Origin of the sequence: Persicitalea jodogahamensis (genome assembly GCF_014651615.1) — a bacterium.
GTDB lineage: Bacteria > Bacteroidota > Bacteroidia > Cytophagales > Spirosomataceae > Persicitalea > Persicitalea jodogahamensis.
The window spans coordinates 50,674-65,563 of sequence record NZ_BMXF01000005.1 but is presented as its reverse complement, the minus strand read 5'-3'; the positions used below and the strand labels follow the sequence as shown (position 1 = coordinate 65,563).

Annotated in this window: 12 protein-coding genes; 8 read left to right on the top strand and 4 right to left on the bottom strand. The window is 46.0% G+C overall.

Annotated elements, in window-relative coordinates; all coding sequences use genetic code 11:
- Positions 1–167 precede the first annotated feature (167 nt).
- The 6 genes from IE117_RS21560 (at position 168) to IE117_RS21535 (ending at position 5,472) form a co-directional block, all read left to right on the top strand.
- A complete protein-coding gene (locus IE117_RS21560) occupies positions 168–1,265 on the top strand; it encodes a DNA cytosine methyltransferase (RefSeq protein WP_189567137.1) in 1,098 nt (365 codons plus the stop codon).
- The gene (locus IE117_RS21555) at positions 1,258–3,384 is read left to right on the top strand and encodes an ATP-binding protein (RefSeq protein ID WP_189567136.1); all 2,127 of its coding nucleotides are present in this window, start codon (positions 1,258–1,260) and stop codon (positions 3,382–3,384) included. Before IE117_RS21560 ends, IE117_RS21555 begins: the two co-directional genes overlap by 8 nt.
- Complete coding sequence (locus tag IE117_RS21550; protein ID WP_189567134.1) at positions 3,371–3,988, top strand: hypothetical protein; 618 nt, start codon at positions 3,371–3,373, stop codon at positions 3,986–3,988. Before IE117_RS21555 ends, IE117_RS21550 begins: the two co-directional genes overlap by 14 nt.
- Positions 3,981–4,622, top strand: coding sequence for a hypothetical protein (locus IE117_RS21545; protein WP_189567132.1), 642 nt, complete (start codon positions 3,981–3,983; stop codon positions 4,620–4,622). Before IE117_RS21550 ends, IE117_RS21545 begins: the two co-directional genes overlap by 8 nt.
- 263 nt (positions 4,623–4,885) lie before the next feature.
- The gene (locus IE117_RS21540; RefSeq protein WP_189567130.1) at positions 4,886–5,131 is read left to right on the top strand and encodes a DUF433 domain-containing protein; all 246 of its coding nucleotides are present in this window, start codon (positions 4,886–4,888) and stop codon (positions 5,129–5,131) included.
- Entirely contained in the window at positions 5,131–5,472 is a 342-nt protein-coding gene (locus IE117_RS21535; RefSeq protein ID WP_189567128.1) for a DUF5615 family PIN-like protein, read from the top strand. Before IE117_RS21540 ends, IE117_RS21535 begins: the two co-directional genes overlap by 1 nt.
- 100 nt (positions 5,473–5,572) lie before the next feature.
- On the opposite strand, the gene IE117_RS21530 is transcribed toward IE117_RS21535, so the two are convergent.
- On the bottom strand, positions 5,573–5,917 hold the full coding sequence (locus tag IE117_RS21530) for a DUF433 domain-containing protein (RefSeq protein WP_229581270.1): 345 nt from the start codon (positions 5,915–5,917) through the stop codon (positions 5,573–5,575).
- A gap of 127 nt (positions 5,918–6,044) precedes the next feature.
- Between IE117_RS21530 and IE117_RS21525 the strand changes: the two genes are divergently transcribed.
- Positions 6,045–7,523, top strand: a complete 1,479-nt coding sequence (locus IE117_RS21525) for a hypothetical protein (RefSeq protein ID WP_189567126.1) — start codon at positions 6,045–6,047, stop codon at positions 7,521–7,523.
- Between the two features lie 188 nt (positions 7,524–7,711).
- Positions 7,712–9,763, top strand: a complete 2,052-nt coding sequence (locus IE117_RS21520) for an alginate lyase family protein (RefSeq protein WP_189567124.1) — start codon at positions 7,712–7,714, stop codon at positions 9,761–9,763.
- Between the two features lie 37 nt (positions 9,764–9,800).
- On the opposite strand, the gene IE117_RS21515 is transcribed toward IE117_RS21520, so the two are convergent.
- The 3 genes from IE117_RS21515 to IE117_RS21505 form a co-directional block, all read right to left on the bottom strand.
- Positions 9,801–12,320 carry a DUF5686 and carboxypeptidase-like regulatory domain-containing protein gene (locus tag IE117_RS21515; protein ID WP_189567122.1) on the bottom strand — a complete coding sequence of 840 codons (2,520 nt, stop codon included), beginning with the start codon at positions 12,318–12,320 and terminating at the stop codon, positions 9,801–9,803.
- 193 nt (positions 12,321–12,513) lie between these two features.
- Positions 12,514–13,635: an Ig-like domain-containing domain gene (locus IE117_RS21510; protein WP_229581268.1), complete on the bottom strand. Its 1,122-nt coding sequence runs from the start codon at positions 13,633–13,635 to the stop codon at positions 12,514–12,516.
- Positions 13,632–14,744 carry a hypothetical protein gene (locus IE117_RS21505; protein WP_189567120.1) on the bottom strand — a complete coding sequence of 371 codons (1,113 nt, stop codon included), beginning with the start codon at positions 14,742–14,744 and terminating at the stop codon, positions 13,632–13,634. The genes IE117_RS21510 and IE117_RS21505 overlap by 4 nt, the downstream gene beginning before the upstream one ends.
- Positions 14,745–14,890 lie beyond the last annotated feature (146 nt).

Below are 14,890 nucleotides of genomic sequence, written 5' to 3'. Positions count from 1 at the left end.
ATGAAAATATAGGTTTTGAAAGAGAGATACTATTATGCTGTAAAATGTATTCTATCTGTCTTGATATGATTGAGTTTGGAGTACACTAATACAATAAATAATGTATTAGATAGTAAATATATTTTGGTCAAATGTGATACAAAAACATTGGCGCAAATGCTATTATTATGAGTGAAACAGAAAATAATACTAAAAGGAAAATCGATAAATATTCGGTGGTAGACCTATTTTGTGGAATTGGTGGCCTTACTCATGGATTTCTTTTAGAACAATTCAATGTGGCAGCAGGAATAGACATTGATGAGGAATGTAAATTCGCATATGAAACGAATAATAAAGTACCTTTTGTTAAAAAAGATGTAAACCAATTGGATTCAAAGTTTCTAGAGAATAATTTTTATAAAAACAAAAAGAAAATTTTAGTTGGTTGCGCTCCATGCCAGCCATTTTCGATACTTAATACAAAGAATAATGGAAAGGCAAATCCAGAAAACTCCGAAAGATGGAAATTGCTTTATTCTTTCGCTAATCTAATTCAGATTATAAGGCCTCACATAATCTCTATGGAAAATGTGCCTTTATTGAATAAATTCAAAAAAGGTGAAGTGTTCAACGATTTTTTGAATGTGCTCAAAAAAGAGGGTTACTACATTTCTTATCGTATAGTTGATGCGCAATATTACGGAGTGCCTCAGAGAAGAAAGCGTTTAGTTCTATTCGCGTCTCTTTATGGTGAGATTGAAATGATTCCAGAACTTAAGAGTGAAGACGTGAAATCAGTTCGTGATGCGATTGGTGATCTTCCAAAACTGAAACAAGGAGAATTAGATAAAGAAGACCCCTTACATCGGTCAAGGTGTTTGAGTGAATTAAGCCTTCGCAGGATAAAAGCTACACCAGAGGGTGGAGGATGGAGGAATTGGCCAACAGAGTTAGTGGCAGACTGCCATAAGAGAGAAGGCGGAAAAGCCTTTGGAAGTGCTTATGGTAGAATGAGTTGGGGCAATGTTTCTCCTACAATAACTACTTACTGTATTGGATATAGTAATGGCAGGTTTGGTCATCCAGAACAAGATAGAGCCATTTCGTTGAGAGAGGCTGCCATTTTACAATCATTTCCGAAGGAATACAATTTCATTGATCCTGATAGAATTTTTTCAACTGGTAGAATTGCTACCCAGATAGGGAATGCAGTCCCAGTCCTCTTGGGAAGAGCAATAGCTAGTAGTATTGCGCGTCATATTGAGAAATTTGAAGATGATTGAAGAGAAGAATCTTAAATGGAGATTTGACGTAAATGCTTTCAGGCTTTTTGGACGCGATCTGATTACAGATCGTATTACGGCTGTATATGAACTGGTGAAAAATTGCTACGATGCAAATGCAACATCAGTTGTCGTTAGCTTCGAAAATGTAGGTGCAAACGCAAGCGGAAAGCCAAATATTACTATATCTGATGATGGACACGGGATGTCCTTTAATGACGTGCGTGATAAATGGATGGTAGTAGGAACCGCCAGTAAAAGAAATAAATTATTTTCGGATAAACCTTTCAATAGGAGGTATGTAGGTGAGAAGGGTATCGGGAGGTTCGCTGTCGATAAATTGGGTGGGAAACTTACGATAAGTACTAAGCAAAAAGGCGAAAAAGAAAGACTAATAGTTAAAATAGATTGGGATGCATATGAAGTTAAATCAAGATCTACTCAGTTAACACTTTTTACAGACATAGAGAATGGATTTTTCTTTGAAGAAGATAATCCAGAAATTCACGGTACCACGTTATCTATTTCTTCTATTGCAGAATTATGGACTGAGCCGGATATAAAAAGACTTGAGCGCGAATTAGAAAAGATTGTATCTCCTTTCTATCCATTAGATCCACCTTTTAATATATATATCCAGTCCAATGAATATTCTGGATACGAAAATAGGCAGGTAAAAGCAGAAACTATAAAGTATTCAAGCCATCAGTTTTCGATCAATTTTAACTTGGATAATAATATTCAAGAAACATTAAAGTTCGATAATACAAAAAATCAGATAATAAAGCAGCAAATTCCAATTCAAATATTTGGCCCTGTTCACCTTGAATTGTATTATTTTAACGAAGCGGCAAAAAAACGATATAATAGTGCATACAAGAATGATGACTATCGAGTCGATGGTGTTAAGATATATAGGGATGGATTAATTACGACACCTTTTGCAGAATTTGAAAGCGAGAGAGACAAGAAAAGGGATATTTTAGGAATAGACAAGCGTTTATGGTCTGGTACTTTTGACAAAATAGGTACTCGAGAAATAATTGGAATATTAGATATAACAAAAGATAGTAACCCCCAAATTATAGAGGCTACAAATAGACAAGATTTCGTAGATAATAGGGAGTACAGGGAATTAAAAGAATTTGTAATAAGTCAATTGAGATCGATTGCTGAATTAAAAAAGTATGAACGGTACTTAATAAAGGTTAGTATAGATAAGAACCTTGCAAGAGCTAATATTGAAATAAAAGAATTCACAACACGAATTGAAACTCTTGAAAGAAAAAATCCTACTCTTGAAAAAATATTAAAACCTCTAAGAGAACAAGCGATTTCGATTGATAGATCAATTAAGAAAGGGATACAACAGCAAGAAAGAGAAAGAAAAGATCACATACGCAAAGAAAATATATATCTCAGCTTGATGTCTTTGCAGGATTATGCTATACATATTTCTCATGCGGTAAGAACGGCACTAGGTAAAGTGAAGAGAATGGCCGAGTTTTTTAAAGAACGTTATCCAAATCCTGAACTCGATACCTACTTTCGAGAATATTCCGTTGGCATTTACGATGAGATGACAAATCTCAGCAGGATAATTGACTTTATGTTAAGCTATGCTGGTTCTACTATTGATATGGAAGATTTTAATATAAAAACTTTGCTAGTGAATTTATTTGAAAAATCTTATAGCCCTGTTTTTCAAGCCGAAAGTATCCATTCAATAATAGAAATCCAAGACAGTTTTATTATTCATGCGAATAGAAAGTTTTTTGAGGATATTATTGAAAATTTAATCTCTAATTCCATCAAAGCGTTAAGGAATGAAAATAATAAAATAATAAAATGCGCTGGCTATATCGACATTGATAAGTTTGTAGTTGTCTTTTCCGATAATGGTGAGGGAATAAAGAAGGAAAACGAAGAACGAATTTTCGAAATGTACTATACTACTACAGCAGATTTGGGGGGAGCAGGCTTAGGCTTATATATAGTTAAGACACGTGTGGAGTCTTTAAATGGCAGCATCTCCTTAATAAAGAGTGAATTCTTTCCGAAAGGTGCATCTTTTAAAATAGTATTTCCGCTTAGAAAAACTTCTCATGAAGTCGATTAAAATTGTTGTAATTCATGATAACATGAAAGTTACTGATCCACTTCTTTTTTCATTGAGAGAAAGGTTTGGTACAGATAATGTAATTCTCAAAGAAGTTTCCAGTGAAGGGTTAGAATATATTTTCGATAACTTAACAGGGAAACAAATTGTCTTACTTGATTACGATCTGGGAGCTGACCAACCACACGCACCTGAGATAATTCGAGAAATTAGAGATAGAACATCATTAATTCAAATAATTATTTTTACTGCTAAACAGTTTTCCAGCATTCCTTACGAATATTTAATCGAATTCATAAACAATGAAACTTTTGGTATTATTCAATCCACTGCTGATATAGTTGATGTATTATCATTAGTTGATAGAGCTGCTCATCAACTAGAAACCAGGGTTGATTGTGTACTCGAAGAATGGATTTCAAAAAGAACAGATTCTGAAAAAAGAAAACCTTATATTACTACGAAAGCTGGTGCTGTTTACACTCTAAGTGATTTGATAGTTGAGATAAGAAAAGAAACGAAACTTGGCCAACAAGTTGAGAAAAGTATTCTTCAGCTTGCTACCGAACTATTGACATCTGGTAAAAAGGAATTAGATGATTGAGATTTTAACTGCTTACGATGAAGAAGATCCGGAGTTGGGAGTTTACTTCAATGCTTGCAAAAAAGACATCGTTGCTTCTATAAATTTACAAACAGCCATTCACAATATATTTAGCATTACAGAAATACCATCTCGTAATTGTCGACTAGCTTATTTTGATATAGTTTTAGGTAAGCTTAAGAATATACCATTTATTATAATTGCGTATACGCATGGAAATGAGACTTCTTTAATTGCTAATGGGAGTGGATTTATAACGGTGAATAGCACCAATTCTTCTTTCAATGACTCTTTCTTCTATACAAATAGCTGTTTAAGTGGCAAGGTACTTGGTCCAGAACTCATAAAACAAAACTGTAAAGTATTTATCGGCTATGACTCAACTATTACAGCATTTAAAAATGAGAACAGCAATATTTCTTTGAAGTGCGATAATATCGGTATGCTATTATTTCTGACCAGTGATATAACTGCGTATGATGCCTATGTTGCTATGATACAATTGTATACTCAGGAATATGATAAACTACTTGCTAACGGGGATCCCTTATCTGCTGCGTTATTAATTCAAAATAGAGAAGCATTGGTTTTTCATGGGGAAAAAGAACTGAAGAAAGAAGATTTTATGGCTTAGTTGCTTCTTAGTCTTCCTCTGTTGAGCCGTTGTGCGTAGTCTGCAAGACTGCGTACCAATCATAAATGGCCGTTTGTAACGGCCCTTGAAGCACAAGCGCCGCAATAAAGTACCTTTGCTTGCGAAACCGCTAACTCGCAAGCCCATGCCCTTCGCCCGCCGCATCCAGAATCCCGAAGGCATATACTCTGCCTCTTTATAGCCCGCCTGATGCAGGTCGTTGGCAAACAAAACTTTGTACATTTGTGGATCAACAGGAAACTATGACGACTTACATCAGCGACCGTATTGCTATCAACCCCGACATCTGCAACGGGCGACCCATCGTTCGGGGAATGAGAATTAGTGTGCAAACCGTACTTGAATTTCTCTACGCCGGATCATCACGAGAAGAGGTACTCTACCAGTACCCCATGCTCGAACCCGAAGACCTAGACGCCTGCCAGCGGTTTGCGATCGAGCTTATGGAGCGACAGTACGTGATTCAGGAATTTAAGAAGGTAGCCTGATGGCTAAGTACTTGATCGACATCAATCTTCCCTACTATTTTTCGCTTTGGAATAACGAGGATTATATTCACCAAAGCGATATTTCGAATACGGCTGAAGATACCGAGATTTGGCAATATGCCAAGCAAAATAATTTGACTATCCTGACTAAGGACGCTGATTTCTCCAACCGTATTTTACTTTCACAGCCTCCCCCTCGAGTTATTCACATCAGAATAGGCAATGCTTCGGTCAGGGAATTTCACAACGTTCTGAATTTGAGTTGGAACGATGTGTTAGCGTTAAGCGAATCCCACAAGTTAGTGACAGTTTTTAAAGACAGGGTGGAAGCGATGAATTAATTTGGGAGTGTTAGTCCTAGCGTTTTCGTCATCTACCGATGCTATAAAAGTGGGTGATGGTCTTGAGAAGTCTATTTTGAGTCGCTTAGGTAGGTTTTCGTCAAGCAACAGCCGCATACAATTTGTCTATATCTTTAGTATTGAGCAGTCGGCTAGCACAGTCTAACAAAGCCACTGCTTGTGTTTTGGTAACGCTTGGGAAATCATCCAGAAATTCATCCAGCGTTACCCCGGCTTCCAAGTGATCGAATAAGCTCTCAATGGGAACACGGGTATTTTTGAAGACCGTTTGGCCACCTTGTATATCGTTGTCGATGGTAATGAGTTCTCTGATGTCCATACCCAGGATTTTCTGAAACGGAGAAACAAATATACCAAAAAATGACAGGATATAGCCCTTCAAGTGAGCAGCTTTCCGGTTGGCGATCAAGCGCAATTCTTGCAATTTCGTAACTCATGAAAGGATGTAAAAAGGAGTGCCTCTACGATCAGTATAAACAAGTACCTAACTCGTTTTATATCAATATTTCGGACTGGGTCTAAGAATCAAACTCGTTCAGTTCGAGAAGACTATGAAAATAATTGTCGCTTACATCGTACTTCTGGCATCTCTGCCTGTTTCCTGCTCCAAAACAATGCCTCCGGGCGACACCAAACCAGACAACGGCCAGACAGGCTTTCGGAAAGAAATCAGCCAATACGGTATCACCTGGACGTTTGATAAACCTGCCCGCACTGGCCAGTTCATCACGGGCGACTGGTGGGTCGTAGGGCCGGTGCGGATTGTGAAAATTACGCCGGAGCCGGGACCAGTGACGACCGATCAATCCGATATTAAGATCAATCATTGGAACGACACCAGCCTGAAACAAAATGCGGCTATGCGTAACGGCTCCATGATTGTGCTGAAAGCAGGGTACACTCAGGGCTACGATTCCCGCAGTGAATCATTTGATGAAAAAGAAGTTGTAAAGCTTCCTCTGGATCTGGCTACGAATCGTTCGCTTGTTTCCTCCATCAGCAATACGTCACTTCCCGTTAATCACTTCTGCAAGGAACTGATGCCTTGGGATAACGAAAAGAAATGCCAGGTCGTGATGAAAACCGCCGCTGTATTGACCTGCCTGGCAGCCGAACCACCCACGGACGCGTTTCGTCCACCCTATGCCGGTACCGGGAAGCCGATTTTCCGGGCTCAGGATATTCGCTGGGAAGCACTGCCCGCTCTCTCACCCGCCGGGCAAGTACCTTCCTGGGAGGACTTCGAAAGGTACTTTCAGCGTCCCTGGATTGACCACATCCTCAGCTGGTCGCAGCAGGAACTGGTTCCCAACGAAAACCAGCCCAACTACGGCCGTGAATACGCCAGACTGGTATCGATGGCCAGCCTGATGGTGATGCTGGATGTACCCCGCCAGCGGAAAGAAAAGCTCACGCTCGAACTCATTCAGCGCGGCATCGACCTGTATGGCCTGGCCATGGTGGGTGGTTACTGGAACGAAGGCGGCGGGCATTCCAGTGGTCGCAAGTGGCCCATTCTGTTTGCGAGTATCATGCTGAAAGATCCTGCCCTGGCGCAACTACCCGGCACGGCCGTTTTTCACGAAGACACGCAGACCTATTACGGTAATGGCTGGTTTGGCCAGGACGTATTGTGGCAGATGGTTATTCATCACGGCAACCGGGAGACCTACGAGGAAAAAACGCCGGATCAGTGGGGTGACTGGGATAAAACTTCCGAAGGCTACCGTACCTGCTGCAACGCCCAGGCCTGGGTGGGTACGGCACTGGCCGCCCGCTATCTGAAAGCCGTCAAACTCTGGAATCACGACGCCCACTTTGACTACATCGAACGCTGGATGCGCCAGGATGACCCCTACGCGGCCGCGCGGGGCAACTACCCACGCCCCAAGCAGGAAACAACTACCTATGACCCTTTTATAACCGCCATGTGGCGCGCCCACCGCCCGCAGGCCCCGGCTCAGGAAATGGCCGGAAATAATCGTAAGTGGACCTTGCAGGGTAAAAAGTGGGGTTGGGTGAGTCAGTAGTCGTCCTTAGGGACAATGCCGACGGTATTTTCCCGGTCGCCCGCCGCTAATCACTGCGGACCACCTTCCGACAAAAGAATTTTCCTGATCTAGCTAGTAGGCCCTTAGCAAAAATCCTTTTGTTGGAGGAGTACACCCTACGTTAAGTGCTCGCAAATCCATCAGTAATTTTTCAAGAGTATAATTCCATGAAGCCCAAAATCCCTTCCCGCCTCGTTCTTCTGTTCGTTTTTCTCCTCTTCGCCTTGCCAGACACCTTCGCCCAAAAAAAGTGGCAGGATCTCACTACCGTACAGGATATATGTTCCTACGCCCCAGAAACCATGAAAACGATGCTGGATCAGTTTGATCTGGATACGCCGGGCATGGAGAAGGTGAAACAGGCGCATCAAAACGGAGATTTGGTCCAGGCCTGCAAGTACCTGTTGGCTTATTACAAAAGTGGAAATACGGCCAATTTTCTGAGAAAGCCCCTACCGTCTGCCTCGAACAAAACCGTAGCGGAAGCGGACACGATTTTGAACTACATATTCATAGTACAGAATGTGCGGGGCGAAGTACCCCTGCTGTCCGACGGGCACCGGGACTGGTACTATAAAGGACCGAACAACGATAAGGAATGGGCCTGGCTATCCAACCGGCATTCCCAGCTACTGGAAGTATTCAACACCTATCAGGACACCGGAAATCCGAAGTATGCCCGGTATATCGACGCCTTTCTACGGGATTTTATTCTCAAAAGTATGCCTTATCCCGCCGTAAAAAGCGGTACTTCGGTATGGCGGGGACTGGAAGTGGCCGCCCGGGTGAAGGTGTGGTCAAGGATATTCTACGGCCTTATCGACAGCCCGTATCTGTCCCCGGCCACGCAGCTTTTGATGCTGAGCAGCCTGCCCGACCACGCCCACTACAACCGGTACTTTCACGCCGGCAATAACTGGCTGACGATGGAAATCTCGGCTTTGGCTACCGTGGCTACTAATTTTCCGGAATACAGGAATGCCGACGAATGGCTCACTTACGCCATCGCCACCATGACCGAAAGCATGCAGGGGCAGGTATATGCCGATGGTATCCAGACCGAGCTCACGTCGCACTATCACCAGGTGGCCTTGGCCAACTTCGAACTCTTCAAGGACATTTGCGACCGGGCTAACCGCCCCCTGCCGGACTTCTTCAACGAAACCATCGTCAAGATGTACGATTACATGGCTCGCACGGTACGTCCCGACGGATTTCGCCTATTGAATAACGACGGAGACCGGGGCAGTGACCGGGAATCACTTTTGGCGGCGGCAAAAAAATATAATCAACCGGAATGGGCCTACCTGGCCTCCAACGGAAAAAACGGCACCAAACCGACGCAGGGGCCATCGTACTTTTTTCCGTGGGCGGGCCAGTTGGTTTCCCGAAGTGGCTACGAAGCCCAGGCGCATTGGTCTTTTTTCGACATCGGTCCTTGGGGAAGCGGGCACCAGCACAATGACAAGCTGCACATTTCGGTTTCTGCCCTCGGCCGTGATCTGCTCGTAGATGCCGGGCGGTTTGCCTACACGGGCGAGGTAGCCGAAAAATTCCGGCCTTACGCCACGGGTAGTGCCGGGCATAATCTGGTTTTGATCGATGGCAACGGGCAGAAACCCGGCCCCAGACTGGCTGAAGAATCACTGGACAATAGTCACGTCAAAATTACCCCTGAGTTTGATTATGCCACCGGCCAGTTTGCGGACTTCAAAAACGTAGACGGTACGGCCAGTCACACCCGTGCGCTTATGTATGTACGGGGAGAATTCTGGGTAGTAGTCGATCGAATCCGTACCGACAAACCCCGAAAGATCGAAACGCTATGGCACTGGCACCCTGACTGCGTTGTGAATCAGGAGGAGAATGTCATAAAAACCAACAATCCCAAAGGAAACCTGGCGGTGATTCCTGTTGGAAGCAAAAAAATGGACGTTCGGTTTGTCAAAGGGCAGGAGCAACCGGAAATCCAAGGGTGGTACAGTCCGGAATACAATGTTTATTCACACAATACAGCTACAATTTACAGCGCTGACATTACTGGCGACCAAACTTTCGTGTGGCTACTGTTTCCCTCAGAAGGCAAAGTACCAACTATGAAGACCAAACTACTTGCCGAAAATGACGAAGAGGTGCAGGTGGAAATAACCGCGAAAGGAAAGACCTGGAAGCTGATGGTGCCTTATGAAAATAGTGAGAAGGTGGCGCTGGGGAATTGATTCACTGTACGCTGAATAGGCAATACCAAACCGTACCTCAAAACCCTACTCGGGTCGATAGCTTCAACCCAAAGTTATTGGCATCCGGGAGGGTACGGTAGGTGAGCCGGTGGATGGCATCTACACGGAGTACTTTGAAAATATTACCGATACCGTAGCCTAATTCTACATAAGGCATTCCGCCCAGCGATTGGAAGCCGAGTATGGTCCGGCCCATTTCATCGACGGCAGGTGTAAGGCTGGCGTTAGCGTCTGAGACGCCGCCCACCAGTACTTTACCCGTGACATGAAACCGCCATTTCAACCGCCGGACGCCGGGGATACGATTGAAAATCAGTCCCTGGAAATAGTGCTCGACCAGCAGCCCGGCGTAGTGGTCGGTAGCGAACTCGAAGCGACGCATCAGGTTGTAGCCAATGCTCGACATGAATACCGACGGGTTTCCCCGAGGGACAAAAAGCAGCGGGTAGGGAAGGGTGGAAGGCGTATAACCCAGATTAACCCGGTAGTAGGTGCGACCCAGCACGCCCAGCCGAACAGAATGTTCGAGCGCCAAACTAAACCGATGGTAGTTGAAGTCGCCGTGCATAATGTTCATACCCAGATCGTAACGGAATACAATAACGGGCTGATTGGTACTAGGAATTGCGTAGCGATCGTTGTCGTCCTGTACCATGATTTCGCCGGGAGCGAAGCGAGTTTCCAGCGAGAGTTCCCGTGTATGGTAGTTGTGACTGTACACCGGGTCGAGCTGACCGGGCATACGATAGGCAAAATCAAATTGCGGGTCGAAGCTGCGGCTTTGCACGCTCACCGTCTGGGTGAAACCGCTGCCCAACTCCCTGCGCACAAAAGCGCGGGTATTTTGTTGCAGGTAAGCGCGGTTGAGCGTCCCGAAGCGGCTGAAAGCCCCCCAAAGAAAACTACTGCCCACCAAATCGCTACTGAAGCCCAGTTGCTCAAGGTCGTAGCTATGCTGAACACCTACCACGGTCCAAGGCTTTTTCCCCGCCACGTACTCTACCCCGAACCCATACTTAAACCGTCGATCGAAGGTGCCATACCCACCAAAACCGCTGAGTATCCAGCGGCGGCTGAAATCCTGATTGGTTCTCAGTCCCAACCGAAACCGATGGCCTTCTATGTCGTTATTGGCGTAGCTGTATACCAGAGGCCCGATCTCCAGGCCCGTACCGGGAATCGGTAAGTACCCACCACTAAACAGGTCAATAGCCTTACCCACAAGCTTCATCACAGGAGTATTACGCACCGAATCCACTACCTCGAACACCCGCAACTCCTCCGGACTGAGCTTCAGCGGGCGCACCTCTTTCCAGTAGTCAGGTGAGTTCTCACGGTAGTCGTCCGCCAGTTCGAGGGCGGGTTCGTAGAAATTGGGGGGCAAAGGCTTATTAACCTCGATGTTTTCGGCGGAGGAATAGAATCGAACCAGCACGCCCGGCGCATTGGGGACGGGGTGGTCGGAGTCGATCAACAATTGCGTGAGAACGGGCAGCCGCGCGGGCCGCACCGGATCACTCCCTTCGACATCCTCCCAGTACTGCTCTACCCGAATGCTCTCTACAAAATTGATGTTGGCCCGGCGATCGATTTGGGCGTCGATTTTCAGCAGTCCTAGGCGGGTCGTGTCGATCCAGACCGTGCCGTTGAAAGCCGCATCCTTGTCCTGCCTGGGTTCAAAGTCGATCTGATAGCAAACTACCCCGCCTACCGACAGGGTATCCATAAGGTGATAGGCGTAAAGGGTTTCCCAATACTGTCCGAGCGGGGAGGGAAAATCTTTATTGAGAAGGTTTATGTAGTTGTTGTAAAAATTGTACTGCTGGAACGACGCCCCTGTAAACTGAGCCGTAAGGCCGCCGTCGGTGATGCCTACGCCTAACGCCCGGCTTTTCAGCACCTTTTCCTTAGTTTTGCCGGGGTCGGAGCGGTGATAGTACTCGGAATGCGTTTCGGAGACGAAAACGGGTACCGCCGGGTCGCCGTTTTCGCCGACTATGGCGGGCATTTTGGATAGCCTACCGCCAATCAGGCCGGGACGGCGACCCTCCTTGCGGGCAAACTCGTTGAGGAAAGCTTCGGTCTTGACGTAGCTCTCGTACTGGTAGGCAGATAATTGGGTGGGATCGAACTGATCGCGGCGGCTCACAGCATCGCGCATGATATGGTAGGCAGGATCACCACCCCTGGCGTATACTTTCACTTCCTGCAGACTGCTGGCAGTGGCGGTAAGGGTAATATTGATCGTTTGAGTAGTCTCCTTTAGGAGCGGATAGGCACGGGCGGCGTAGCCCAGGCTCGATACCAGCAGGGAATCGCCCAGACGGGCAGCCGCCAGCTGGTAATTACCTTCAGCATCCGAACTGGCGCCGGACGTGGTACCCTTGACCGCCACGCTGGCGAACGGAATCCCCTGCCCGGTGGTGGCATCCGTCACGCGGCCTTCAATGCGGTAGGGAGTCTGGGCCATGGCCGAGCCAACCAGCAGCAGCCAGCCCAGAACATTCATCAGGCGCACCAGGTAAGATTGATTCATTAGACTCGACTGTTAGTAGCTCAACCATGGTACGCAAATATACCCGTGGAAATTTCATGGCTAACGTTTGCCCTGCTAATAAATGTTCAAACTTAGACATGCTGACTTTTTTAATTATAAGAATACTAGTTATAAGCATATTATCAGCAGTCTCCGTGCGGATCGCCACCTGCTGTATAGCCCTGCTAGCATACTAATCAGCAACCGAAAATGGTACTTTGATCACTTCATCAGAATGAAGTCCCGCTCTTTTTTTCGTTACATCAAGGTCAAAGGGTCGATTCAGGTTATTCCCGGCCAGGTCTTCCAAAATCGTAAGTACTTGCAGCGTGTAGTTCCCTGCTTGCCAGCTACCCAAAGGCTTGAAATGAGCCGCTTTTTCATCTTCACCTATTTCCCACTTGCCCTTAACTACCCTTCCGTTTTTGTCCAGGATGCTTAGGGATTCGGCTAGCAGACTATAATCCAGAGGTTCATTGAATTCAACTTTTGTGGATTGTCGGGTACCGCTCGACGGAACCATGATTTTCCATTTCGCAGGTACGGGCGACAGGCTGTCCCGCAGACCCGCCACAAAAGATTTATCGTAGGTTTTAGGCAACGATGCTCCCAGTTTATTTTTCCATTCTGAGGAGACAAGCAGCTGATAATGAACTCCACGCTGCAAAGGATTTCCCAACACGCGGTTAGGTTGAAGATCACGTTTGATGCGACCGGGATCCAGCCACAGCGTGAGCACAGTTCGGTCTTCGTTCCACAATTCCGGTTGCAAGTTCAGGAAAGCGCCTTTCAGCGTATCTGCGTTATTGCTGATCAGCGCAACGTAGTCAGCCGATTTCCCCTCCTGCATGGGTTGGGAGAAACGTAGGTAAATTTTCAGAAGATTTTCGGGCAAAGTATCCTGAGAAGGGAAGATTCCCAAGAGTTCGGGAGCATCGGCAGGGTCGGCCGCAGGAACGGCAAAAGTACCGACAGGCGCATTTCGTAGCAATACTTCATATTGCAATCCGCGGGTAAAAGGAATGAGCGGCGTAAAAGAAATTGTTTTGGACTCCACTGAATAGTCACCGAGAATTGAGACTGAAGGGTCGGAATCTACCAATCTGACTTTAAGCAAACTGGCTACGGAATCGGAAGGCAATCCGACCGTCAAGGATTGGGGGATATCGACTCCTTCCGCTGCTTTGCCACGCCAGCGAAGGCGAATCTGGTCATTTTCGGAAGAGGATGAGCAACCGCAGAAACCCATTAAAACAAAAAGGATCAGGCCATACGCTGGGTACGACCTGATCCGAATCAATCTATTTTTGGTCATAGATAACGTTCGCTGGAAGTCCAGAGATCCAGGCTGCCGTTGGAGCGGCGTTGCAGCAAAACCATTCTGGAATCATCAAGCTTGGCCAGATGCAATACGTTCGTCACGGGCAGAGACACAAAATCTACCCCGGCAGTGGCAAAGCTTTCTTCCACGGGCGTGGTCAGCGAACCCTGGTACTTTTCAATATTTTTATAATCTACCTTGAATACCGGGCGGTTCGAGTTGGCCATCATCAGGTACGATTCGTTGCCTTTGGTTAGGGTAACGATGTCGATGGGCTGATTGCCACTACCCATTTCGGCTACCGTTCTGCCTTTCACGTGCTGGCCGGCTTTCAATTCATCCAATGGAAAAAGTACCAGCGGTGTGCAGGTGTAGCTGGCGACCAGGTACTTTTTGCCGCTGATTTCGGCGGTCGTGAAAGTCCTGATCGGGGATAGGGTTTCGTACTTGCCGTGGGCCGCGTGGTAGATTTCGAGCGAAGCCTGATCTTGCTTATTAGTAAAGGGGAAAGGGATGCTGCGGAACGTCGAATTAAATTCTTTTCCTGACAAACCACTCACCATCAGTTTGCCATCAGCGTAACCCAAATCCGAAATGGCCGAAACGCGTAACGAATTTCCTCTGCGGTCCTTGTCCGACTCACTGGGCACGTCATTCAGCGCTACGCTCGAATAAGCAATGCTCTTGGTATTGACCGGCGTAATTTTCTCGCCCTCGATTTTGAATAAAACGGGCGTACCGTCGCTGTGCTGAACGGCCAGGTACACACTCTTGGATACCGGATTCACGGCAATATCCTGAATGCTGATGTTCTGTACTTCGGTACCCAGCAGGACTGCGATTTTCCGGTCGATGTCCTTAATCTCGACGTTCGCCGCCTTTTCATTCATCGCCCCATCTTTGGTATCCACTGCAAATACAGTGGCACTTTTCGAATCGCCGACAAACAATATGCCATCGGGACCGAATGACAACGAGGTCATCGACTTGATTTCGGGCGATCCTACGACCATCCCGTACTTGCTTTCGGTCGTACGGTAGGTGGTGGCTAACAATAAGAATCCGGCGCAGGCCATCGCCAACAGATAGTACGTTTTTTTCATAATTCTGGTCGTTTGATTTTTGAAAAAATTCAGAATCTAAGTTAATGATATTCAATCTGCTATCCAAGCAGATTTTTGTATAACTTACTTGAAACTACTTTGTTTAGTGCGAGATACTCTCTGGCTTCTGCCATTTGGTAGATTAT